Annotated in this window: 20 protein-coding genes, 1 pseudogene and 1 riboswitch; of the genes and pseudogenes, 15 read left to right on the top strand and 6 right to left on the bottom strand. The window is 69.9% G+C overall.

Features of this window, described 5'->3' with window-relative positions; translation table 11 throughout:
• Nucleotides 1-17 precede the first annotated feature (17 nt).
• Entirely contained in the window at nucleotides 18-563 is a 546-nt protein-coding gene (locus ACWDUM_RS14245) for an alpha/beta fold hydrolase (RefSeq protein ID WP_450134458.1), read from the top strand.
• A gap of 96 nt (nucleotides 564-659) precedes the next feature.
• Here ACWDUM_RS14245 and ACWDUM_RS14250 read toward each other — a convergent pair whose 3' ends face one another.
• Together ACWDUM_RS14250 and ACWDUM_RS14255 are read right to left on the bottom strand one after the other, a co-directional pair.
• Nucleotides 660-1,745, bottom strand: a complete 1,086-nt coding sequence (locus ACWDUM_RS14250) for an NAD(P)H-dependent amine dehydrogenase family protein (RefSeq protein WP_450134459.1) — start codon at nucleotides 1,743-1,745, stop codon at nucleotides 660-662.
• Complete coding sequence (locus ACWDUM_RS14255) at nucleotides 1,742-2,773, bottom strand: Rieske 2Fe-2S domain-containing protein (RefSeq protein ID WP_450134460.1); 1,032 nt, start codon at nucleotides 2,771-2,773, stop codon at nucleotides 1,742-1,744. Before ACWDUM_RS14255 ends, ACWDUM_RS14250 begins: the two co-directional genes overlap by 4 nt.
• 155 nt (nucleotides 2,774-2,928) lie before the next feature.
• Between ACWDUM_RS14255 and ACWDUM_RS14260 the strand changes: the two genes are divergently transcribed.
• The 6 genes and pseudogenes from ACWDUM_RS14260 (at nucleotide 2,929) to ACWDUM_RS14285 (ending at nucleotide 9,043) form a co-directional block, all read left to right on the top strand.
• A complete protein-coding gene (locus tag ACWDUM_RS14260) occupies nucleotides 2,929-3,552 on the top strand; it encodes a TetR/AcrR family transcriptional regulator (protein WP_450134461.1) in 624 nt (207 codons plus the stop codon).
• Between the two features lie 112 nt (nucleotides 3,553-3,664).
• Complete coding sequence (locus ACWDUM_RS14265; protein WP_450134462.1) at nucleotides 3,665-5,146, top strand: SulP family inorganic anion transporter; 1,482 nt, start codon at nucleotides 3,665-3,667, stop codon at nucleotides 5,144-5,146.
• 332 nt (nucleotides 5,147-5,478) lie between these two features.
• A pseudogene (locus tag ACWDUM_RS14270) lies at nucleotides 5,479-6,493 on the top strand (isopenicillin N synthase family dioxygenase).
• A gap of 32 nt (nucleotides 6,494-6,525) precedes the next feature.
• The gene (locus ACWDUM_RS14275) at nucleotides 6,526-7,359 is read left to right on the top strand and encodes a MetQ/NlpA family ABC transporter substrate-binding protein (RefSeq protein ID WP_450116929.1); all 834 of its coding nucleotides are present in this window, start codon (nucleotides 6,526-6,528) and stop codon (nucleotides 7,357-7,359) included.
• A complete protein-coding gene (locus ACWDUM_RS14280; RefSeq protein WP_450134463.1) occupies nucleotides 7,359-8,378 on the top strand; it encodes a methionine ABC transporter ATP-binding protein in 1,020 nt (339 codons plus the stop codon). Before ACWDUM_RS14275 ends, ACWDUM_RS14280 begins: the two co-directional genes overlap by 1 nt.
• Entirely contained in the window at nucleotides 8,375-9,043 is a 669-nt protein-coding gene (locus tag ACWDUM_RS14285) for a methionine ABC transporter permease (protein ID WP_450116927.1), read from the top strand. The genes ACWDUM_RS14280 and ACWDUM_RS14285 overlap by 4 nt, the downstream gene beginning before the upstream one ends.
• 59 nt (nucleotides 9,044-9,102) lie before the next feature.
• Here ACWDUM_RS14285 and ACWDUM_RS14290 read toward each other — a convergent pair whose 3' ends face one another.
• A complete protein-coding gene (locus tag ACWDUM_RS14290) occupies nucleotides 9,103-9,798 on the bottom strand; it encodes an SDR family oxidoreductase (protein ID WP_450134464.1) in 696 nt (231 codons plus the stop codon).
• Between the two features lie 84 nt (nucleotides 9,799-9,882).
• On the bottom strand, nucleotides 9,883-11,052 hold the full coding sequence (locus ACWDUM_RS14295) for an acetyl-CoA C-acyltransferase (protein ID WP_450134465.1): 1,170 nt from the start codon (nucleotides 11,050-11,052) through the stop codon (nucleotides 9,883-9,885).
• A 138-nt stretch (nucleotides 11,053-11,190) separates the two neighbouring features.
• Between ACWDUM_RS14295 and ACWDUM_RS14300 the strand changes: the two genes are divergently transcribed.
• Nucleotides 11,191-11,694 (top strand): winged helix-turn-helix transcriptional regulator, encoded by a 504-nt coding sequence (locus tag ACWDUM_RS14300; protein ID WP_450134466.1) that lies wholly within the window; start codon nucleotides 11,191-11,193, stop codon nucleotides 11,692-11,694.
• Nucleotides 11,695-11,727: 33 nt separating this feature from the next.
• Here ACWDUM_RS14300 and mtr read toward each other — a convergent pair whose 3' ends face one another.
• A complete protein-coding gene (mtr, locus tag ACWDUM_RS14305) occupies nucleotides 11,728-13,101 on the bottom strand; it encodes a mycothione reductase (protein WP_450134467.1) in 1,374 nt (457 codons plus the stop codon).
• Nucleotides 13,098-14,126 (bottom strand): alpha/beta hydrolase, encoded by a 1,029-nt coding sequence (locus tag ACWDUM_RS14310; protein ID WP_450134468.1) that lies wholly within the window; start codon nucleotides 14,124-14,126, stop codon nucleotides 13,098-13,100. Before ACWDUM_RS14310 ends, mtr begins: the two co-directional genes overlap by 4 nt.
• Before the next feature lie 119 nt (nucleotides 14,127-14,245).
• On the opposite strand from ACWDUM_RS14310, the gene mqo reads away from it, so the two are divergent.
• The 7 genes from mqo to ACWDUM_RS14345 all read left to right on the top strand — a co-directional run bounded on the left by mqo (nucleotide 14,246) and on the right by ACWDUM_RS14345 (nucleotide 23,289).
• Nucleotides 14,246-15,787 carry a malate dehydrogenase (quinone) gene (mqo, locus tag ACWDUM_RS14315; protein WP_450134740.1) on the top strand — a complete coding sequence of 514 codons (1,542 nt, stop codon included), beginning with the start codon at nucleotides 14,246-14,248 and terminating at the stop codon, nucleotides 15,785-15,787.
• Between the two features lie 79 nt (nucleotides 15,788-15,866).
• A riboswitch (adenosylcobalamin (AdoCbl) riboswitch) is annotated at nucleotides 15,867-16,028 on the top strand.
• Between the two features lie 8 nt (nucleotides 16,029-16,036).
• Complete coding sequence (locus ACWDUM_RS14320) at nucleotides 16,037-17,974, top strand: VWA domain-containing protein (protein WP_450134469.1); 1,938 nt, start codon at nucleotides 16,037-16,039, stop codon at nucleotides 17,972-17,974.
• An 89-nt stretch (nucleotides 17,975-18,063) separates the two neighbouring features.
• Nucleotides 18,064-18,678: a cob(I)yrinic acid a,c-diamide adenosyltransferase gene (gene cobO / locus ACWDUM_RS14325; protein WP_450116920.1), complete on the top strand. Its 615-nt coding sequence runs from the start codon at nucleotides 18,064-18,066 to the stop codon at nucleotides 18,676-18,678.
• Nucleotides 18,679-18,734: 56 nt separating this feature from the next.
• A complete protein-coding gene (locus ACWDUM_RS14330; protein ID WP_450134470.1) occupies nucleotides 18,735-20,126 on the top strand; it encodes a cobyrinate a,c-diamide synthase in 1,392 nt (463 codons plus the stop codon).
• Nucleotides 20,119-20,481, top strand: coding sequence for a cobalamin biosynthesis protein (locus ACWDUM_RS14335; protein ID WP_450116918.1), 363 nt, complete (start codon nucleotides 20,119-20,121; stop codon nucleotides 20,479-20,481). The genes ACWDUM_RS14330 and ACWDUM_RS14335 overlap by 8 nt, the downstream gene beginning before the upstream one ends.
• Before the next feature lie 82 nt (nucleotides 20,482-20,563).
• The gene (gene cobA, locus ACWDUM_RS14340) at nucleotides 20,564-21,778 is read left to right on the top strand and encodes a uroporphyrinogen-III C-methyltransferase (protein WP_450134471.1); all 1,215 of its coding nucleotides are present in this window, start codon (nucleotides 20,564-20,566) and stop codon (nucleotides 21,776-21,778) included.
• An 11-nt stretch (nucleotides 21,779-21,789) separates the two neighbouring features.
• The gene (locus tag ACWDUM_RS14345) at nucleotides 21,790-23,289 is read left to right on the top strand and encodes an MFS transporter (RefSeq protein ID WP_450134472.1); all 1,500 of its coding nucleotides are present in this window, start codon (nucleotides 21,790-21,792) and stop codon (nucleotides 23,287-23,289) included.
• The last annotated feature ends 26 nt before the right edge of the window (nucleotides 23,290-23,315 follow it).

Consider the following 23,315-nt stretch of genomic DNA (forward strand, 5'->3'; position numbering starts at 1 on the left):
GTGTAGCGTCCGGTGCCATGGAGTTGACGGAAGTGTCGGTCGGGGACGTCGTCTACAGCGTCCGGGTGGACGGTCCCGAGAGTGCCCACGTGGTCCTGCTGTTGCCGGGCGCGGGCGAGGACGGTTCGGTGTTCGACGCGGTCTGCGAGCGCCTGCACGGATCCGATCTGCGCACCGTGGTGCCGGACTCGATCGACGGTCTCGACGTTGCGGGCGTGCTGGCCCTTCTCGACGGGCTCGGACTGACGTACGTCAACCTCGCAGGCAACCGCGAGGGTGCGACCCTCGCCTGGGAGGCCGCCGCCCGCACCTTCGGCAGATTCAAGAGCCTCGTTGTCGCCGACAGTCCCCATCCAGCGGTCGCGGGTGCGGACTGCCCGGCGGTGGAGATTCCCTCCACGGTCGTCGTCGGCGGTCCCGGCGGGCGGCCCGATGCCGACGCCAGTGGCCGGCGCTGCCGCTCGGACTTCCGGGTGGTCGAACTGGACGGTGTCGACTCGGTGCCGGATGCCGGGGCTGCCGCATTCGCCACGGAGATCTCCCTGCGCACCAGCATGTGGTGAGGCCCCTCGTGGAGTCCGGCCGGCGGGCTCACATGTCACATGCCTCCACGGTGGCCGCCCGGACCCGGTGCCGAACCGTGGGCTGCACCGCCGCGCTCAGAGCTTGAATCGGCCGGCGAACGCGCGGAGCGGGAGATCGGCGCTGGTGATGATTCCGGCAGGTGCGTCGACCACCGATCGGATCGAGTTCAGGGCCGGAAGGCCTGTGACGGTCATGCCGATGGAGGCGAAGTTCTCCGGGTTGGACATGTCGAAGCCTTTTCGCGGGTAGATCATGTGCCTGCTGTAGACGTTCGGGTCGCCTGTGATCTGGGTGATGTAGCAGCCCTTGATGTTCCATGCCGGATCGGTGTGCGGGGTCATCTGCCACTCCAGGTGCGTCTCGACGCGTGAGACACCGTCGACGATGCCCTGGTACTTGATGTAGTTGGCGCCGAGCGACCCCTTGGGCAGGTGATACCAACCCAGGTCGACGTCCTTGGTGCATGCGCCGAGCTCGTAACTGAACTTGACCTCGTCGAGAACGAGCCCGAACGCATCGGCCATCAAGTGGACCGAGTCGGCGAACACAGCGGTGTACTTGTGGAGCGAGTCCGGAATGGTCGGGTCGTCGACCGGCCGGCCGTAGCCGACGGCCTTCCAGGTGTCGACCGAGTGGTGGCAGGACACGTCGACCGATTCGATGACGGTGACATTCTCGATGTCGGCGACGTCGGCGGAGTGGACGAGGCCGAGGATCTGGCACAGTCCGGGGTTCATTCCCGTCCCGTAGAAGGTGGCGTTGCCGCGTTCGCAGGCCGCGGAAATGACCTCGCTGACCTTCCTGCCCGACGGGTGGGGATGGTTGGTGTCGCGGTGGTGGCCGGTGATCCAGTCGGCGGTGGTGACAATGTTGATCCCGGCTTCGAGGACCTTCTCGTACAGGGCCTCGTCGGGGAACACTCCGTGGAAGGTGAGTACGTCCGGGTGTGCCGCGATGATTTCCTCGACCGTGCCGGTGGCGATGACTCCGATCGGATCGAGACCGACGATCTCCCCGGCGTCGCGGCCGATCTTGTTCGGCGAGTAGCAGTGCAGGCCGACCAGTTGGAGATCCGGGTGGTTCTGGATGCGGCCGATCATCTCCGTGCCCAGGTTTCCGGTGGCGACCTGGAACACGCGAATCTTGTCGACGGTGCTCATCGCTGCTGATGCCTTTCTGTCGGGTTGTGGAACTGAAGACGGTGCTCGCTGTCGGGATAGAACTGCGCCGCCCATTCGCGAAGCGCCTTGAATCCCTTGAATTCTTTCTGCGACAGGGCCGGTGGGTCGGAGTAGCGCTGGTGCGCCCAGATGTGAATGTCGGCCTCGAACTGTTCGATGACGAAATTGGCCATCGTCTTGCCGTACTCGGTGATCTCGGGGCCGTCTTCACCGGGCCTGCGTCCGATCCAGACGGTGAAACGCACGTCGGAGGTGTGCTCGTCGACCGGTGTCACCGCCGGCATGGTGCGATTGTCGACCATTCCCCAGCTCTTGGTGATCGAGCAGCCGAGCCCCGCATTGATGGATTCCACACCGCTGGTGGCCTCTTCGAGGGTCGCGCCTTCGTCGAAGGCGATGGTGAAATCGACGTAGGAGACGGGGCCGGAGAAGTCGTGGCGGGTGAATTCCGGCATGAACGGCGTCTTGTGGACGAACTTGAAGTGCGCGAAATCCACCCCGTTCTCCATGATGTACTGCGGGTGAATCTCCAGCTGCTCGCGGAACAATGTGGCGGCGGGGAAGGGCTGGTGGTAGTCCGCGGCCGTCTTGTCGTCCCCGAAGGCCTCGAACATGTCGGGGACGTCGAAGTGCGGAGGCCGGCCGTCGATGTCGTACCAGATCCACACCGCCGCATTGCGTTCGACGACCGGATAGCTGCGGATGCGGCGACCCTTGTTCGGTGCCTTCTCGTACGGGATGCACACATTGCGGCCCTCGCGGTTCCATTCCCATCCGTGGAACGGACACACGAGACTCTCGCCTTCGACGTGCCCGCCGTACCCGAGGTGGGCACCGAGGTGCTCGCAGTACGCGTCGAACACGGCAACGGTGCCCGATGCCGATCGCCACGCGACCATCTCCCGGCCGAAGTACTTCATCTTGCGCACATCACCGACTCGGATCTCGGCCGACCAGGCGACCTGGAACCAGCCGGTGGGCTCCATCGACAACGGCGTGTGCGCCATACGAGAACTCCTCCACCATCGCGGGGTCGTGAGCCGAATTGCCGCCGGGGCTTCGAGAGCGGTCCGCGACCGACGACACGCAGAAGGGTAGAACCCTCTGTGAAACAATACAAGAGGGTTCTTTGAAATCTTTGGGAGCGCGTTACCATGAGCCGATGTCGGAGGTAGCAGCCGCACCGGGTCGCCGCGTGAACAAACGCGGGGCGGCCACGCGCGAGAGCATGATCAAGGCGGCGATCTCGTCGCTGGCCAGCGGCGACCCCGCCGCGGTGTCGGGAAACCGCATCGCGCGGGACATCGGCGCGACCTGGGGTGTGGTGAAGTACCAGTTCGGCGACATCGACGGCCTGTGGGCTGCGGTGCTGAGGCACACCGCCGAGCAGCGCGGTGACCTCCCCGCGAGCGCAAAACCCGATGGACCTGTGCGCGAGCGAGTCGCCGCGCTGATCGATGCCATGTATGTCGGTCTGCGTTCCCCGGAATCGCTTGCCATCGAGAATCTCCGGGCCGCCCTGCCCCGGGACACCGCCGAACTCGAACGCGCGTATCCGCTCACCGCGGCGGAGCTCGCGTCATGGAGGCCGAGCTGGGATCAGGCGTGCGAACGGGCCTTCGCCGGTCTCGGCATCGACAGGGTGCGGATCCGTCAGATCGCGGCCCTGCTCCCGGCGGCCATGCGAGGACTCGCCTCCGAACGCACATTGGGTACGTACGGAGACCTCGACGATGCTCGCGAGGGTTTGATCAACTCCATCGTCGCCTACTTCGAGAAGTCGTAGCGACCGTTCCCGGCGTCCCCGGGAAACACGTCGGGGCGCCTGCGCCAGCCGTCCGGCACTCACCCGCCGGCCGTGAACCGCGGGTGAACGCGCAGCGCACTAGACTCTGCCGGTGCTCGACAGCGTCTCCGCCCCCTCCCGTGTCACCTCCGTCCGCTCGGCCCTGCGTTCGCCGCGGCGGCTGACCACGGAGGCCCTCGCCGGGCTCGTGACGGCGCTGGCCCTGATTCCCGAGGTGATCTCGTTCGCGGTGATCGCGGGTGTGGATCCCAAGGTGGCGCTGTACACCTCGTGCGTCATGGCGATGACGATCGCGTTCGTCGGCGGCAGGCCCGCGATGGTCTCGGCGGCCGCAGGCGCCACCGCGCTCGTGGTGGCGCCACTCGTCGCGTCGCACGGCATCGACTACCTGATCGCGGCGGTGTGGCTGGCCGGCGGGCTGCAGATCCTGTTCGCCGTCGCCGGTCTCGCGCGGCTGGTGCGTTTCATTCCGCGGTCGGTGATGATCGGCTTCGTCAACGCTCTCGCGATCCTCATCTTCAGTGCCCAGCTGCGGCACCTGTTCGACGTGCCGTGGCTGGTGTATCCGCTCGTCGCCGCGGGGATCGCGATGGTGGTGTTCATCCCGAAGCTGACGAAGGCGGTGCCGGCGCCACTGATCGCGATCGTCGTCCTGACCGGGGTCGTCGCCCTGTTTCACATGGATGTGCCCGAGGTCTCCGACCAGGGTGAGCTCCCGTCGGGACTGCCGACGTGGATGATCCCGAACGTGCCCTGGACGTGGGACACGCTGACGATCGTCGCGCCGTTCGCCCTCGGCCTCGCCCTGGTCGGGTTGCTGGAGTCGCTGCTCACCGCGAAACTCGTCGACGACATCACCGACACGCCCTCGGACAAGACCCGCGAGTCCTGGGGGCAGGGTGTGGCGAACATGGCCGGCGCGCTCTTCGGCGGTATGGGCGGGTGCGCGATGATCGGCCAGACCATGGTCAACGTGAAGGAGGGCCGGGCCCGCACCCGCATCTCCACCTTCCTGGCGGGGGCGTTCCTGCTGGTGCTCTGCGTGACCGCAGGCGACGTCGTCGGCGCGATTCCGATGGCGGCGCTCGTCGCGGTGATGGTGGTGATCGCGGTGACCACCTTCGACTGGCGCAGCGTCGCCCCGCGTACCCTGCGGCTGATGCCGCGCAGCGAGACCCTGGTGATGGTGGTGACGGTCGTCGGCACCCTCGCGACCGAGAACCTCGCCGTCGGCGTCGTCCTCGGCGTGCTGACCGCGATGGTCGCCTTCGCGCGCCGGGTGGCGCACCTGACGGACATCGATGTCGCCGACGGCGAGGGCGAGCGGACGTACCGCGTGTCGGGCGAACTGTTCTGGGCGTCGAGCAACGACCTCGTGCACCGGTTCGACTACGCCGGCGACCCCGACTCGGTGGTGATCGACCTGTCCGAGGCCGACGTGTGGGACGCGTCCACCGTTGCCACCCTCGACGCGGTCTCGCACAAGTACGCCGCGCGCGGGAAGTCCGTGCGGATCGTCGGCTTGGACGGGGCGAGCCTGGACCGGCTCGAGCGGTTGTCCGGGCGGCTCTGACCGCTCGTCTCGCGGATGTCACCGCTCGTCGCCGCGCGTATACGCGTGATTTGAACTCTCAACCGCTTGCGCGTTAGCCTGCAGTCACGCCGACTTCTACGCGGCGGTAACGATCTCGTCCGGGAAGGACCACGATGCGCGGCCATGCAGCAACTGTCACCACGACGCTGATGCGTGGCGGTTGTTGTCGAATGCACCGCCGCTGAGACGAGATCCCGCGCGCCGTCACATCGAGTGACCGTGCCGCCATCTTCCCGCGTGAAATTCCCACCGGGCACCGATTCGTCGCAGCGCAGTCATTTGCCCGGTGCCCGTGGGGAAAGGACCAGTCCATGTCCGCCCGAACGCTCCCGATCATCGATCTGGAGAACCTCGACGTCGACGCGCTCCGCCAGGTCACGCACGAGATCGGCTTCTTCTACCTGACCGGTCACGGCATCGGTCAGCATCTCACCGACGACCTTGATCGCGTCGGCCCGTGAGTTCTTCGCGCTGCCCGAGGCGGACAAGCTGGAGATCGAGAACAGCAACTCGCCGCAGTTCCGCGGTTACACCCGGATCGGCGGCGAGCGTACCCAGGGCTACATCGACTGGCGCGAGCAGCTCGACATCGGACCCGAGCGCGCCGCGGTGGACCCGATCGACCCCGCCCGCCCGTGGGACGTGCTGCACGGACCGAACCTGTGGCCGACCCGGGTTCCGCAGCTGCGTGACCTGGCGCTGGAGTGGATGACGCAGGCCCAGGACGCGGGCCTGCGGCTGATCCGGGGCTGGGCCGTCTCGCTCGGCGCCCCGGCGGACTTCTTCGACGCCGCGTTCGCCGACCCCGATCCGCTGCTGAAGATCGCCCGGTATCCCGGCCACGACGGCTCGGTCACCGACCAGGGCGTCGGCAGCCACAAGGACGTCGGAGCCCTGACCCTGCTGTACCCCGAACCCACCAGCGGCGGATTCCAGGTGGAGACCGGCACCCCGGACGGCGGGACCGCCTGGCTCGACGTCGACCCGATCCCCGGGCACTTCCTCGTCAACATCGGCGAGCTGCTCGAGGTCGCCACCGGCGGCTACCTCAAGGCCACCGTGCACCGGGTGCTGCCGCCTGCCGCGGGCACCGACCGCGTCTCGCTGCCGTTCTTCCTCAATCCCGGCTACGACCAGGCCCTCCCGGCCGTGCCGCTCTCGCCGGAGCTCGCGGCCGAGGCGGCCGGTGTCGGGCCGGACCAGCACGGCGGCACCCTGCACGCCCGGTACGGCCTCAACGCCCTCAAGTCGCGCCTGCGCGCGCATCCGAACGTCACCGAGCGGTACCACCGCGACCTGCTCGACCTGCCCGCCCTGCGCGGCTGACCCGTCACCACCCACCCGGAAGGTATCCCTCAATGTTCTTGCGCCGCACCGCTGTTCTCTCCGCAGCCGCCCTGCTCGCCGCGGGCCTGGCCGCCTGCTCGTCGGGTGGTGACGCCGAGACCCTGGTGGTCTCCGCCTCCAGCACGCCGCACGTGGAGATCCTCGAGCACATCGCCGACTCGGGCGTCCTCGGCGACGTCAAGCTCGACATCAAGCCGGTCACCGGCGAGATCGACCCCAACGAACTGCTCGTCGCGGGCGACGTTCAGGCCAACTACTTCCAGCACGCCCCGTACCTGGCGGACTGGCAGAAGCAGAAGGGTGTGAGCGACCTCGTCTCCGTCGCCGACGTCCACCTCGAGCCGATGGGCCTGTACTCGGAGAAGATCACCGCCGTCGACCAGCTGGCCGACGGGTCGACCATCGCCCTGCCCAAGGACACCACCAACTTCGCGCGTGGCCTCTACCTGCTCGAGTCCGCAGGCCTGATCCAGATGGACAAGCCGTTCGCCGACGCAGACCTGTCCGTCGTCACCCAGGCGAACATCAAGGCCAACCCGAAGAACCTGAAGTTCGTCGAGATCGAACGCTCCCAGATCGCTCGCAACCTCGGCGACCCGCAGATCACCGCCGCGGTCATCAACTCCAACTACGCGATCGAGGCGGGCCTGACCCCGGCGAAGGACGCGCTGCTCTCGGAGAAGGTCGAGGGCAACCCGTTCGCGAACCTGCTCGTGGTCCGCGCCGCCGACGAGAACGATCCCGGTGTGAAGGCACTCGCCGAGGCCCTCGTCTCGCCGGAGACCGCCACCTGGATCGAGGAGAACTACTCCGGTTCCGTCGTCCCGGTCCACCCCGCGAACTGATGATCACCGTCGAGAACCTGGTCAAGACCTTCCCCGCCGCCGGTGGCGCGGGGGAGGTCTCGGCCTTGCGCGGGATCGACCTGGAGATCGGCGAAGGCGAGATCTTCGGCATCGTCGGGCCGTCCGGTGCGGGCAAGTCGACGCTGCTGCGGTGCCTGAACCTCCTGGAACGGCCCACCAGCGGTCGCATCGTGCTGCGCGGTGACGACCTGTCCCGGCTCACCGGGGCCGGTCAGCGGCAGGCGCGCCGCCGCATCGGCACCGTGTTCCAGCAGTTCAACCTGCTGCACTCGAGGACCGTGCGCGCGAACATCGAGTTCCCGCTCGAACTGGCCGGGCTCGACCGCGCGCAGCGCCGGGCCCGCGCCGACGAGCTCATCGAGCTGGTCGGCCTCGCGGGCAGGGAGCAGTCGTTCCCGTCGCAGCTGTCCGGCGGGCAGCAGCAGCGGGTGGGCATCGCCCGCGCGCTCGCGTCCGAGCCCGACGTGCTGCTGTGCGACGAGGCCACCAGCGCGCTCGACCCCGAGACCACCGACCAGGTGCTCGACCTGCTCGCGGAACTGAACCGCACGATCGGCGTCACGGTCGTGCTCATCACCCACGAGCTCGGCGTGCTGCGCCGCATCTGCACCTCCGCGGCGCGGCTCGAGGACGGCCGGATCGCCGAGTCCGGGAAGATCCTCGACCTGGTCGCCGACCCCGAGTCGGCGCTGGGCGCGGCGATCCTGCCGGTCGGCGACGACCTGTCGGCGGGCGAGGGCGCCGACACCGCGCTGGTGACCACCATCGGCGACGACGCCCACGGCCCGTGGCTGGCGCAGCTGATCCGCAAACTCGACGCCGACATCGCCGTCGTCGGCGGCCGGGTCGAACCGGTCGCCGGCGTCACCGTCGGCCGGCTGCGGCTGCGGTTCGGGCCGGAAGTGGACCGCGCGGACGTCGAGGCGTTCGTCGACGCGCAGCCCAACGTCACCCTCGCGTGGGGTGCCGAGAGCGGGATCGAGGGGTTGACCGCATGAACAAGCTGTCCTGGCAGGATTCGTTGCCGGAGGTGTGGGATGCGACCCTCGAGACCCTGTACATGGTGTCGATCTCGTTCGTGCTCACCGTGATCGGCGGCATCGTGCTCGGTGTGGTGCTGCACGTGACGTCGCCGGGCGGTCTGTGGCCGCAGCGCGCGGTCAACTCGGTGCTCGGCGCCGTCGTCAACGTGTTCCGCTCGCTGCCGTTCCTGATCCTGATGATCGCCCTGATCGGTACCACGCGTCTGATCGTCGGCACCGCGATCGGCCCCACCGCCGCGATCGTGCCGCTGACGATCGGCGCGATTCCGTTCTACGCGCGCGTCGTCGAGGCGGCGCTGCGCGAGGTCCCGGTCGGACGGGTGGAGGCCGCCCAGGTGATGGGCGCGACCAACGGGCAGATCGTGCGCAAGGTGCTGCTGCCGGAATCGCTGTCGGCGCTGATCGCCGGCGCGACCCTGACCGTGGTGCTGCTCGTCGGGTACTCGGCGATGGCCGGTGTGATCGGCGGCGGCGGCCTCGGCGACTTCGCGATCGTCTACGGCTACCAGCGCTTCAACACTCCGGTGCTGCTCGTCGCGGTCGTCGTGCTCGTGGTCGTCGTGCAGATCCTGCAGTCGATCGGCGACCGCGCCGTTCGGGCGCTGGACCACCGGCGCTGACGCGCGGTGCGTGATCTCACCCCGACCGGGGTGAGATCACGCACCGGTGGCGCGGCCGCTCAGGCGTGGCTCGGGATCCGTCCGGTGGTCGCGGTCGCGAGCACCGCCCGCAGTCCCGCCGTCACGTCGTCGGCGATCGCCTCCTCCGCCCCGTCCTCGAGGGCGTCGAGGATGCGGGAGACGATGACGGCCGGGTCCGATTTCGGAACGTCGAGGTGCGCGATCATCGGTGTGTCGGTGTAGGCGAGGTGGGCGCCGAGCACCTGGGTCCCCTGTCCCTCGAGCTCGAGCCGCAGCGCGTTCGTCAGTCCCCAGAAGGCGGCCTTGGACGGGCTGTAGGCCCCGGGCGTGGCCAGCCAGCTCAGGATCGAGTGCAGGTCGATCACCGCTCCTCCTCCGTTCCGCGCAAGAGTTGGGGCGAGGGCACGAACCAACTCGAGCGGCCCGAACACGTTGGTCTCGAACGTGTTCCGGATCTCGTCGATCGGTGAGGCGAGAAGCGAGGGGGCGCCGGTGATCCCGGCGTTGTTCACGATCACGTCCACGTCCGGTGCCGCGGCGGCGGCCGACCGGACCGACGCGGGGTCGGTGACGTCGAGGTGGATGGGGACGATCCGATCGTCGTGCCAGTCGTGATCGCGCCGCGCCGCGGCGTACACGCGGCGCGCCCCGCGGGCGAGGAACTGGCCGACGAATTCCCGGCCGAGGCCTCCGGTCGCGCCCGTCACGAGCACGGTGCGTCCTTCGATGTTCATGGTTTCCTCTCATCGGGTGACGGCCGGAGTCGGCCGCCGCGGTGGCTCCGCGGACGGGGGTGACCCCGCCCGCGGAGCTTGGGCTCACAGGCGTTCGATGATGGTTGCGTTCGCCAAACCGCCTGCCTCACACATGGTCTGGAGACCGAACCGGCCGCCGCGATCGCCCAGTGCATGAACCAGTGTGGTCATCAGCCGGGCGCCGCTGGCGCCGAGCGGATGGCCGAGCGCGATGGCGCCGCCGTTGACGTTGACCCTGCTCGGATCGGCGCCGGTCTCCTTCTCCCAGGCCAGCACGACCGAGGCGAACGCCTCGTTCACCTCGAACAGGTCGATGTCGCCGATCGTCAGTCCCGCGCGGTCGAGGACCTTGCGGGTCGCGGGGACGACCGCGGTCAACATGTAGAGAGGGTCGTCGCCGGCGACCGCGACGCTGTGGATCCGGGCGAGCGGTGTGAGTCCGAGTTGTCCGGCACGTTCGCTCGTCGTGATCAGCAGCGCGGCGCTGCCGTCGGTGACCTGGCTCGCGTTGCCCGCCGTGACGTTCCATCCGATCTGGGGGAACCTGCGGGCCATCGCCTCGTCGTAGTAGGCGGACCGCAGACCCGCCATGGTCTCCAGTGTGCTGCCGACCCGGATGCCCTCGTCGGTGCGAACGTCGCCCACGGGGCTGATCTCGGCGTCGAACAGTCCGTTCTTGGCGGCCTCCGCCGCCTTGGCATGGCTGGCGAGCGCGAACTCGTCCATCTGTGTGCGGGAGATGCCCCAGCGCGCGGCGATCAGTTCGGCACTGATGCCCTGCGGTACCAGACCCTCGGGGTAGCGCTCGGCGAAGGCGATTCCGCTCGGGTCCGTGGTCCCGAGCATGCTCGAGCCCATCGGCACCCGGCTCATGGATTCCACCCCGGTCGCGACGACGATGTCGTACGCGCCCGAGATCACTCCCTGTGCCGCGAAGTGGACCGCCTGCTGACTGCTGCCGCACTGCCGGTCGACCGTGGTGGCGGGTACCGACTCGGGGTACCCGGCCGCCAGCACCGCGCGGCGGGTCACGTTCGCGCCCTGCTCGCCGACCGTACTGACCACGCCGCCGATGACGTCGTCGATCAGGCTCGCGTCGACACCGCTGCGCCGGACCACCTCGCGGAGGCTGTGGGCCATCAGGTCCACGGGGTGTACGTCGTGCAGCACACCCGTCGCCTTGCCTCGGCCCAGGGGAGTGCGGACGGCCTCGACGATCACTGCGTCCCTCATCGTGTGTCCTTCTCGCTCGTGAGCGCCCGGTCGGGTCCTGACGCTCGGTCCACCAGTGCAAACCATCTAGCTATGTAAAACCATACCCAGATCGGGCGGAGTCTGGCTATGGTTTTCGTAAGTCAGTAGTCTGGGGGCATGGCGATGAAGCTGCAGGGACCCCTCGCGGACCGCTCGGCATGGGAGGCGGGCGATCGCTGCTCGATCAAGCGGGCCATGGACGTCGTCGGGACCCGCTCGGCGATGCTGCTGCTGCGCGAGGCGTACTACGGCACCACGCGCTTCGACGACTTCGCCCAGCGGGTGGGGATCACGGACGCCGTCGCGTCGGCCAGGTTGAAGGACCTGGTGCAGGCGGGATTGCTGGCCAAGAGTCCCTACCGCGAGCCCGGGCAGCGCACCCGCTACGAGTACGTCCTGACCGACATGGGCCAGGATCTGCTGCCGGCGGTCGTCGCGCTCATGCAGTGGGGCGACAAGTACCTGCAGGACGGCCGCGGGCCGCTGCAGCTCGTCGAGGACGAGACCGGCGAGCCGATCAGCGTGGAGGTGCGCAGCACCGCAGGTAACGAGGTCGACCTCGACGACATCCGGGTACGGGTCAGCGGCGCCGCGGCGCGTGGGCTCGCGGAAAGTGTGTGATTCCTCCCGGAACCCGGGAGGAATCACACACTTTCAGCTCAGGCCGAGGAGGGCGTTCTCGACGACCTCGGTCAGGGCGGGGTGGATCCAGTACTGGCCGAGCGCCATCTCGCGTGCCGGCAGGCCGAAGCTCATCGCCTGCACCAGCGGCTGGATCACCGTCGACGCCTGTGCGCCGATGACGTGCGCGCCCACGAGCTGCCCGGTGCCGCGGTCGGCGATCACCTTGCACAGGCCCTCGTCGTCCTCCATCGCCCAGCCGTAGGCGACGTCGGCGTACCGCTGCACCTTCACCGAGACGTCCAGGCCCCGCTCGCGGGCCTGGGCCTCGGTCAGCCCGACAGACGCGATCTGTGGGTCGGTGAACACCGCCGACGGGACGAACCGGTGGTCGGTCCGCACCAGGTCGGCGCCCTCGCTCCACGCGTCGCGCAGCAGATTCGCCTGCACCACCCGCGCCTCGTGGTTGGCGACGTGCTTGAGCTGGTGCGGTGACGAGACGTCGCCGAGCGCGAACACGCCCTCGGCGGTGGTGCGCTGGAACTCGTCGACGGTCACCCGGCCACGGGCGTCCACCTCGATGCCGGCGGTCTCGGCGCCGAGCCGGTCGCCGTTCGGGGTGCGGCCGGTCGCGACGAGCAGGGTGTCGCCTGCGACGACGGTGCCGTCCGCGAGCACGACCTCCACGGCGCCCTCGCGGCCCCGCACCTCGACGGCCGGATTGCCCAGGTGCACATCCCATTTGCCGCGCGCGAGGTCGGTGAACCGCTGGGAGACGTCCGCGTCGAGGTCGCGCAGCAGACGCTCGCCGCGCCCGATGATCGACACCCGGCTGCCGAGGGCCGAGAACACGTGCGCGAACTCGGATGCGATGAATCCGCTGCCGAGAATCACCAGGTGCCCCGGGAGTTCGGGCAGCCGCATGATGTCGTCGTTGGTGACGTACGGGACGCCGCTGCGTGCGACCTCGTCGGGGATGATCGGCCGCGACCCGGCCGCGATCACGACCTGGTCCGCGGTGATCACCTCGCCGGGGCCGGTGCTGATCGTCCGCGGACCCGTGAAGGTGGCGTAGCCGGAGAACAGCGTGGTGTTCGGGTTCTCGTCGCGGCGGTAGCGTTCGCCGCCCGCCGAGATGGGGTCGATCCGGTCGAAGACCCGGCCCACGATGTCGGGCCAGCGCACCTTGTCGACGTGGGCGTCGACGCCGTACCGGGCGGCGTCGCGCACGGTACGGGCGACCTCGGCTGCGTAGACGAACATCTTCGTCGGGATGCACCCCACGTTCAGACAGGTGCCGCCGAAGGTGCCGCCTTCGCAGATCGCGACCTTCAGGTCCGCGAACCTCTCGTCGAGAATGGTGTTGCCGGAACCGGATCCGATGATCGCCAGGTCGAAGTGCGTCACGCGCCCTGTCCTTCCGAGATGCCCTGTCCCTCCGGGACGCCCTGCGCTTCGAGCCAGCCCAGCCACTGGTCCACCTCGTCGAACGCCTGCTTGCGCGGCACCTCCCGGGACAGGAACACGTCGTGCCGGGCTCCCTCGATCGGGACGATCGTGGTGCGGTCGCCGAGGCATCCGGCCCAGCGCGCGATCTGCTTGACGTCGAGCACCAGGTCCGCGACCTCCGACTTCTCGGTGTACCGCATCGAGTAGTGGGTCGACTTCGACCGCAGGATCAGCGACGGCACCCCGATGTCGAGCCCGTGGTGCAGATGGGCCTGCGCCCGCCGGACCGCGCGCAGCCATCCGAACGTGACCCCGAAGCCGCGCAACGGCTTCCACTCGAGGTCGTAGTCCCACTCGCCGCCGTGACTGCGGTGCAGGGTGCGGCCGTACACGTCGATCGGCGGTTGCTTGAGTTCGAGCCTGTCCTTGAGCCGTCCGACGGTCCGGATCGCGACCGTGCCCGCGCTGCGCACGTACGACGGGCCCTGCAGGTCGAACCACGGGCTGTTGAGGATCAGGCCGGCGATGCCGGCGCCGGTGCTGCCGCCGGGGCGGCGGTTCACCCGGTCCAGCCACAGCGGCAGGATCAGGCCGCCCGTCGAGTGCCCGGTCAACAACACCGAACCGCCGTGCGTCTGCTCGCGGACCGTCTCCAGCGCCCAGTCCAGCTCGGCGTCGTACAGTGCGAGATCCGTCACGAAATGCGGGGTCTGGTCCGGGCGTCGTGACCGGCCGCACTTGCGCAGGTCGAGTGCGTAGAAGTCGTAGCCGCGGTCGTGAAAGTGCTCGGCGACGTGCGTCTGGAAGAAGTAGTCGGTGAATCCGTGCAGGTAGAGCACGGCGCGACGGCGTGGGGTCGCGCCCGCCGGGCGGTACCGGACCAGCGTCGCGACCACCTCGCCCTCGCCGTCGGGGTCGTTGCCGAGGGGCAGGGTCGTCTGTTCGTAGCCGTCACCGAGGAGGTCCGGCACCCAGGTAGTCACAAATCACAATCGTAATGGTCGTTCGTGACCGGCCGGGGGCGCACAATTGAGGCGAGGTAAACCCTGCTCATACGCGCAGGTAACCTATGCGCGGGCAGTCGGCGCGACTGCCGCTGCCAATGGACAAGGAAGTCGATTCTCCAGTGTCAGACAACACCGCGGTACAGACCAAGACCGATGTAGTTCTCGTGGGTGCGGGCATCATGAGTGCCACGCTCGGAGCGCTCCTACGGCAGCTGCAGCCGGACTGGTCGATCAGCGTGTTCGAGCGACTCGACGCCGCCGCTGCCGAGAGCAGCGACCCGTGGAACAACGCCGGCACCGGACACTCGGCGCTGTGCGAGCTCAACTACACGCCTGCGAACAAGGACGGCTCGGTGGACATCACCAAGGCCGTCAACGTCAACGAGCAGTTCCAGGTCTCGCGCCAGTTCTGGTCGTACGCGATCGAGGCCGGCATCCTGACCGAGCCCAAGGAGTTCATCAACCCGATCCCGCACGTGAGCTTCGTGCACGGGGCGGAGAACGTGAAGTACCTGCGGGCTCGCTACGACGCCCTCGCCGGCCACCCGCTGTTCGCGGGCATGGAGTACACCGAGCGCCCGGACGAGTTCACCAAGCGGCTGCCGCTGATGGCCAATGGTCGTGACTTCTCCGACCCCGTTGCCCTGAACTGGACCGAGGGTGGCACCGACGTCGACTTCGGCGCCCTCACCAAGCAGCTCCTCGGCAACATCGGCGCGACCGGCGGCAGCGTGTACTTCGGTCACGACGTGCGAAACATCACCAAGCAGTCCGACGGCAGCTGGACGCTCAAGGTGGTCAACCAGCGGACCGGCGACAAGAAGACCGTGAACGCGAAGTTCGTGTTCGTCGGCGCCGGCGGCGGAGCGCTGCACCTGCTGCAGAAGTCCGGCATCGCCGAGGCCAAGGGCTTCGGTGGCTTCCCGGTCTCCGGCGAGTTCCTGCGCTGCACCAACCCCGAGCTCATCGACCAGCACAACGCCAAGGTCTACGGCAAGGCCGCCGTCGGTGCGCCGCCGATGTCGGTCCCGCACCTCGACACCCGTGTCATCGGTGGCAAGAAGGGCCTGCTGTTCGGCCCGTACGCAGGCTGGTCCCCGAAGTTCCTCAAGAACGGCAAGGTCACCGACCTGCCCGGCTCGATCAAGCCGAACAACCTGATGTCGATGCTCGGCGTCGGCGTCACCGAGCTTGGCCTGACCAAGTACCTCATCGGTGAGCTGCTGCAGTCGGCCGACGACCGCATCGAGACCCTTCGCGAGTTCGTGCCGCGCGCGACCGGCGGCGACTGGGAACTGATCACCGCGGGCCAGCGCGTGCAGGTGATCCGCAAGAAGGGCAACGGCGGCGTGCTCGAGTTCGGCACCGCGGTCATCAACGCCGCCGACGGCACCATCGCGGGCCTGCTCGGTGCCTCGCCCGGTGCGTCGACCGCGGTCCCCGCGATGCTCGACGTCCTGCAGCGCTGCTTCGGTGACCGCTGGACAGCGTGGGAGCCGCAGCTCAAGCAGATGGTTCCGTCACTGGGCCTGAAGCTGTCGGACAACGAGTCCCTGTTCCGCGAGGTGTGGGACTGGAGCAACAAGGCTCTCGAGCTGGAGGCGTCCGCCGAGGTCGCCGCAGCCGCCTCGGCCTGATCCGTCGGATCCCCAACCGGCCGTCACCTGCCCGTCCGGGCCAGGTGGCGGCCGGTGTCGTCTCACCGGATAGAGTCGGCACCGAACATCGATGTTCTCCGCCGCGGGGAAGTCCTGTGTGAATCAGGCACGGTCCCGCCACTGTGACGGACGCAGGCCCATGAGCGCGTCCGAAGTCAGATCGCCGCGGCGGCGGAACCTTTCGTCCGACCCCCGGCGTGGAGACCGGGGAGTGAGGGGAGTGTCGCCGTGGCGCAACATGATTCGGCCGCCGTGCCGCAACAGGGTTCGGCTGCCGAGCCGGGCTTCCCGTTCAGTGCGATCGTCGGCCAGGACCAGCTGCGTCTGGCGTTGACCCTGTGCGCGGTGCATCCCGGCATCGGTGGCGTGCTGGTCCGCGGCGAGAAGGGCACCGCCAAGTCCACGGTGGTCCGCGCCCTCGCCGCACTGCTGCCCCCGACGTCCTCCGGCACCCCGGCCCGCCTGGTGGAGCTTCCGGTCGGTGCGACGGAGGACCGCGTCGTCGGGTCCCTCGACCTGGAGAAGGTGCTGCGCGACGGCGAGCGGGCGTTCCAGCCCGGGTTGCTGGCCGCCGCGCACGACGGCGTGCTCTACGTCGACGAGGTCAACCTCCTCCACGACCACCTCGTCGACGTGCTGCTCGACGCCGCCGCGATGGGCCGTGTCCATGTCGAACGCGACGGCGTCTCGCACTCCCATCCGGCGAAGTTCGTGCTGGTCGGCACCATGAACCCGGAGGAAGGGGAGCTGCGCCCGCAGCTGCTGGACCGGTTCGGTCTGGCCGTGGACGTCGCCGCCTCCCGCGACGTCGACGTCCGCATGCAGGTGATCCGTCGCCGACTCGACTTCGAGGCCGACCCGGCCGGGTTCGCCGCCCGGTACGCCGCCGCCGACGCAGACACCGCCGGCCGGATCGCCGCCGCACGCGGCGCGCTGGCCGAGGTCGCACTGCCCGACACCGAACTGCGCCGCATCGCGGCCCTGTGCGCGTCCTTCGACGTGGACGGTATGCGCGCCGACCTGGTCCTGGCGCGCACCGCCACCGCGCACGCCGCCTGGCGCGGCGCGACCGAGGTCGCCGAGCAGGATGTGCGGGTCGCCGCCGAACTCACGCTGCCGCACCGTCGTCGCCGCGACCCGTTCGACGAACCGGGCCTGGACCCACAGCAGCTCGACGATGCGATGCGTGACGCCGACGAGCAGGCCCGGCAGCAGCCCGATCCCGAACCCGACCCGGACCCGGACGGTCCCGGCGGCGGCGCCCCGCAGCCCGAGTCCGACGGCGGTGACCCCGCCCCGTCCGACCCGTCGCAGGCCGATGCCCCGGCCCCGCCCGGCCCCGGCACGGCCGGCGAACGCCCGGTGGGGGCGCCGTCCGCGCAGTTCCGGACTCGGCTTCTCACCGTCCCCGGAGTCGGCGAGGGCGCCCCCGGCCGGCGTTCGCGGTCGCGGTCACCGCGCGGTCGCACCGTGCGCGCCACCACCGAACCCGGGCGGGGCCTGCACCTGGTCGGCACCCTGTTCGCCGCAGCCGAGCACCAGGTGGCCCGTGGCCGCCGGGACGGCCGGATGCTGTTGGCGCCCGGCGACATCCGCGGTGCGCTCAAGGAGGGACGCGAGGGCAACCTGATCGTGTTCGTCGTCGACGCGTCCGGTTCGATGGCCGCGCGGGACCGGCTGTCCGCGGTCACCGGTGCGGTGGTGTCGCTGCTGCGCGACGCCTACCAGCGGCGGGACAAGGTCGCGGTGATCACGGTCCGCGGCGCGACCGCGGAACTCGTGCTGCCGCCGACCTCCTCGGTCGACGTCGCGGTGCGCCGCCTGCGCGCGCTGCGGACGGGTGGGAGAACCCCACTCGCGCAGGGCTTCCTGAAAGCCCGTGAGGTGGTGTTGCGGGAGCGGGTGCGTGACCCGCAGCGCCGCGCGATGGTCGTCGCGCTGACCGACGGCCGCGCCACCGGCGGCGCCGATCCGGTTCGGCGGGCGAAGGTCGCGGCCGGGTTGCTCGCGGACGTGTCGGTGGCCGCGGTGGTCGTCGACTGCGAATCCGGGATGGTGCGCCTCGGGCTGGCCGCGGAACTCGCGACGGCGTTGCGCGGCGCCTGCATCCGGCTCGCCGAACTGTCCGCGGAACAGGTCGCCGGCGTCGTCCGTGCCGCCGCCTGATCCCGCCCCCACCCGTGCAGCCGCCTGATCCCGCCACCCACCCGGGCCGCCGCATGACCCGACTTCGCTTCCAGTAGAGGAGATTCCGTATGCCAAAGGGTGTCCCCGAGAACATTCCCGACGACGGCCTGACCACTCGGCAGCGCCGCAACGCCCCGGTCCTGGCCGTGCACACCGGCCCCGGTAAGGGCAAGTCCACCGCCGCGTTCGGGATGGCGCTGCGCGCCTGGAATCAGGGTTTCGACGTCGCCGTGTTCCAGTTCGTCAAGTCCGCGAAGTGGAAGGTCGGAGAGGAGGCCGCGTTCCGTGCCCTCGGTGACCTGCACGAGAGCACCGGCGTCGGCGGGCCTGTGCAGTGGAACAAGATGGGTGACGGCTGGTCGTGGACCCGCAAGAAGGGTGACGACGAGGATCATGCCCGCGTGGCGCTGGACGGCTGGCGAGAGGTGGCGCGCCGAATCGCGGCCGAGGAACACAAGTTCTACGTCCTCGACGAGTTCACCTACCCGCTCAAGTGGGGCTGGATCGACGTGGACGAGGTGGTCGACGTACTGGTCAACCGGCCCGGCGCCCAGCACGTCGTCATCACGGGCCGGGACGCGCCGCAGGCACTGATCGACGCCGCCGACCTGGTCACCGAGATGACGAAGGTCAAGCACCCGATGGACGCCGGCCGCAAGGGGCAGCGGGGCATCGAGTGGTGACGGAGCCGAGCGAAGCGACGAGGAATGCGACGGAGCCGAGCGAAGCGACGAGGAATGTGACGGAGCCGGTTGCGCCTGCCGTCGTCATCGCCGCGCCGGCGTCGGGCAGCGGAAAGACCACCATCGCAACGGGTTTGATCGGCGCTCTGAGGGCGGTGGGGGATCGGGTGGCGCCGTTCAAGGTGGGCCCGGACTACATCGACCCCGGCTACCACGGTCTCGCCGCAGGCCGGGTCGGACGCAACCTGGACCCGGTACTCGTCGGTGCCGATCGGATCGGGCCGCTCTACCGCCACGGCAGCGCGGGCTGCGACATCGCCGTCGTCGAGGGCGTGATGGGCCTGTTCGACGGCAAGATCGCCGACCCGGCCCCGGAAGGTGCCGCTGAGGGGTCCACCGCGCAGGTCGCCGGCCTGCTCGGAGCGCCGGTGGTCCTCGTGGTCGACGCCCGCGGGCACAGCCAGTCCCTGGCCGCGGTGCTGCACGGGTTCGCCACGTTCGACCGCGCGGTGCGGATCGGCGGGGTGATCCTGAACCGGGTCGGCAGCCCCCGGCACGAGCAGGTGCTGCGGCAGGCGTGCGAGAGGGTCGGTGTCCCGGTCCTCGGCGTGGTGCCGCGGCTCGCCGAGCTGGCGGTGCCGTCCCGTCACCTGGGGCTGGTCACCGCCGTCGAGCACGGCGGCGCCGCGACCGCCGCGGTGGACGCGATGACCGCGCTGATCGCCCGGCACGTCGACCTGGAGGGCGTGCGGGCGTTGGCGTCGGCGACGGTGACCGCTCCGGCCTGGGACCCGGAAGCGGAGGTCGGGTCGCCCGTCGCGGGCGGACCGGTGGTCGCGGTCGCCGGTGGCGCCGCATTCACGTTCGGGTACGCCGAACACCGCGAACTGCTGGAGGCGGCCGGTGCCCGGGTGCAGCTGTTCGATCCGGCCCGCGACGCGTTGCCTGCCGGGACGTCGGCGCTGGTGCTGCCCGGCGGATTCCCGGAGGAACACGCGGCCGCGCTCGCGGCGAACACCGCGCTGCTGACCGCGGTGCGGGAGGCGGCCCGCCGCGGAATGCCGATCCACGCCGAGTGCGCGGGCCTGCTGTACCTGACCCGTGCGCTCGACGGACACCCGATGTCGCGGGTGATCGACGTCGAGGCCGGTTTCGGGTCGAGGCTCACGCTCGGCTACCGGGATGCGGTGTCGTTGGAGTCGTCGGTGCTGTTCGAGGCCGGGGAACGGGTCGTCGGGCACGAGTTCCACCGCACCGCGCTCGCCGCGCAGTCCGCCGAGGGCTGGGCGCCGGCATGGGGGTGGCGCGCGGGCGGGGCCGCGAGCCGAGAGGGCTTCGTCGGCGGGGGAGTGCACGCGTCGTATCTGCACACCCACCCGGCGGCGCATCCGGACGCGATCCGTCGATTCGTCTCTGCCGCACGAGAGTTCGAGTTGGCGAATGGGTGACCTGGTGGTCGGAGTCGGCCTGCGCGACGGGATCGGGCCGGAGACGGTGCTGGACGCGATCAGCGACATCGTCGACGACCCGGCCGAGCTGCACGCGCTGGCGACGCTCGACCGCAAGGCGGCCGAGTCCTCCGTGGCGACCGCCGCCGCGGAACTCGGCGTGCCGGTCCTCGGCTTCACCGCCGACGAACTGTCCGCGGTCTCGGTGCCCACCCCGTCCGATCGGGTCGCCGCGGAGGTCGGCACCCCCAGCGTCGCGGAGGCGGCCGCGGTGCTCGGCTCCGGCGGCGGCGACCTGCTCATACGCAAGCGTGCCCGCGATGGCGTCACCGTCGCGCTCGCCCGTACTGTTTGATAACCCGCTCCTGTGAGTCCTGCTGGTCCGCACAGGGGCCACAAGAACCCACAGGCGCGAAGCGCACAAAAGGAGAAGTGCAGTGGCAGCAGACGAGACGAACTACCTCGTCGGTCTGAATCTGACCGGCCGCAAGGTGGTCGTGGTCGGTGGCGGCACCGTGGCCCAGCGCCGCCTCGGCCTGCTCGTCGCCTCCGGCGCGAAGGTGCACGTCATCGCCCGCGCCGTCACCCCCGCCGTCGAGGGCATGATCACCGGCGGGCAGATCACCGCCGACCTGCGCGACTACGTCGACGGCGACCTCGACGGCACCTGGTACGCGATCGCCTGCACCGACGAACCGGACACCAACGCCGCGATCGTCGCCGAGGCCGAGCGTCGCCGCATCTTCTGCGTCCGAGCCGACAGTGCCCGCGAGGGCACCGCCGTCACCCCGGCCAGCGCCTCGTTCGACGGCCTCGAGGTCGGTGTGCTCGCCGGCGGCGCGCACCGGCGTTCGGCCGCGGTCCGCACGGCGATCGTCGAGGCGCTGCAGGCAGGCACCCTGATCGACGACGAGCCGCACGCGCCCGGCGTCGCGCTGGTCGGCGGCGGCCCCGGCGACCCGGATCTGATCACCGTCCGCGGCCGGAGGCTGCTGGCGCGCGCCGACGTCGTCGTGGCCGACCGCCTGGCCCCACCGGAACTGCTCGCCGAGCTGGGACCGCAGGTCGAGGTGATCGACGCCGCGAAGATCCCGTACGGCCGTGCGATGGCGCAGGAGGCGATCAACACCGCGCTGATCGAGAACGCGAAGGCAGGCAAGTTCGTGGTCCGCCTCAAGGGCGGCGACCCGTACGTGTTCGGCCGCGGCTACGAGGAACTCGAGGCGTGCGCGGCGGCCGGGGTCCCGGTCACCGTCGTTCCCGGCATCACCAGCGCGATCTCGGTCCCGTCCGCGGCAGGCATCCCGGTCACCCACCGCGGCGTCACCCACGAGTTCGTCGTCGTCAGCGGGCACGTGGCACCCGACCATCCGGACTCGCTGACCGACTGGTCGGCGCTCGCGAAGCTGCGGGGCACCATCGTGATCCTGATGGGCGTCGAGCGGATCGAGAAGTTCGCCGCCGTGCTCGTCGAGGGGGGTCGTCCCGCCGACACTCCGGTGACCGTGATCCAGGAGGGCACCACCCGGTCCCAGCGCGAGCTGCGGGCGGATCTGGCGACCGTCGCGGCGCGGGTTCGGGAAGAGGGGATCCGGCCTCCGGCGATCATCGTCGTCGGTCCGGTCGCCGGCTTCTCGGTAAACGATCGGTAACGTGGAATCCCGTGTCTGACTCTCGTGCCTCCGAAGCCGCCGTCGTATCGCCCGGGAAGGCGGCCGCGACCAGCGTGATCGGGCTCGCGATCGTCGTGCTCAGCGGCCTGCAGATGATGGTCGTGCTTGACGGCACGGTCGCGAACCTGGCGCTGGCGCCGCTGCAGGAGGACCTCGGCCTGTCCGACAGCGGCCGCAACTGGGTGCTCACCTCGTACGCGCTGGCGTTCGGTGGTCTGATGCTGCTCGGTGGCCGGCTCGGGGACGCGTTCGGGCGCAAGAAGATGTTCATCGCCGGTGTGGCGGTGTTCACCGTCGCCTCGCTGGCGTGCGGGCTCGCGTTCAACGAGATCACGCTGGTGCTGGCGCGGTTCCTGCAGGGGGCAGGCGCGGCGGTGGCGTCACCGACCGCGCTCGCGCTCGTCGCGACCACATTCGCCGCAGGCCCGGCCCGCAACCAGGCGATCGCGATCTTCGCGGCGATGACCGGCATCGGGTCGATCGCCGGACTGATCATCGGCGGCGCGCTGACCGAGGTGTCGTGGCGACTGATCTTCCTGATCAACGTGCCGATCGGCCTGCTGATCGTGGCGTGCGCGTTCACCGCGCTGCGGGAGACGGCGAGCGAACGTCTCCCACTCGACGTCCCCGGCGCGGTGCTCGCCACCCTGGGCTGCACCGGGATCGTGTTCGCGATGAGCGAGGGTCCCGAGTTGGGCTGGACCAGCGCCGCGGTGATCGGGACCGCGATCGCGGGCATCGTGCTGCTGGTGGCGTTCCTGTTCGTCGAACGCCGGGCGGACAACCCGCTGCTGCCCTTCTCGCTCTTCCGGGACCGCAACCGGGTCGCCACGTTCGTCGCGATCTTCTTCGCCGGCGCGGTGATGTTCTGCGTCGCCGCCTACGTGGCCCTGTTCGTGCAGGACATCCTCGGCTACAGCCCGCTGCGCGCGGGCATGGCGTTCATCCCGTTCGCCTTCGGCCTCGGCGCCGCGGCCGCGATCGCGTCGAAGCTGATCGTGCGGATCCAGCCGCGCTGGCTCGTCGTCGCCGGTGCCGTGATCATGGTCGTCGGTCTGCTGTACGGGTCGACGCTCGACGGGTCCGCGACGTACTGGGCCAACCTGTTCGTGCCCGTCATCGGCATCGGGTTCGGTGTCGGCCTCGCCGTGGTGCCGCTGCCGCTGTGTGCGATCGCCGGCGTCGGGTCGCACGAGATCGGACCGCTCGCCGCGATAGCCCAGGTCGCGCAGACCCTCGGCGGGCCGCTCGCGCTTGCGGTGGTCGGCGCGATGGCCACCTCACGGACCCTCTCGCTCGGCGGCGTGAAGGGCGCGGTGTCGGAGATGACCGCGGATCAGATCGTCGCCCTCGGCAACGGCTACACCTTCGCGCTCGTCGGCAGCGCCGTGTGCGCGGCCGTCGCGGGCATCGCGGCCCTGTTCATCCGCTTCACCCCGCAGCAGGTCGCGCAGGCGCAGGCCGCGGAGAAGGCGGCCCAGCAGGCCTGACGGCCGGTCTCCCCGCCGTCCGGTTC

This window comes from Rhodococcus sp. NPDC003322, assembly GCF_053589555.1.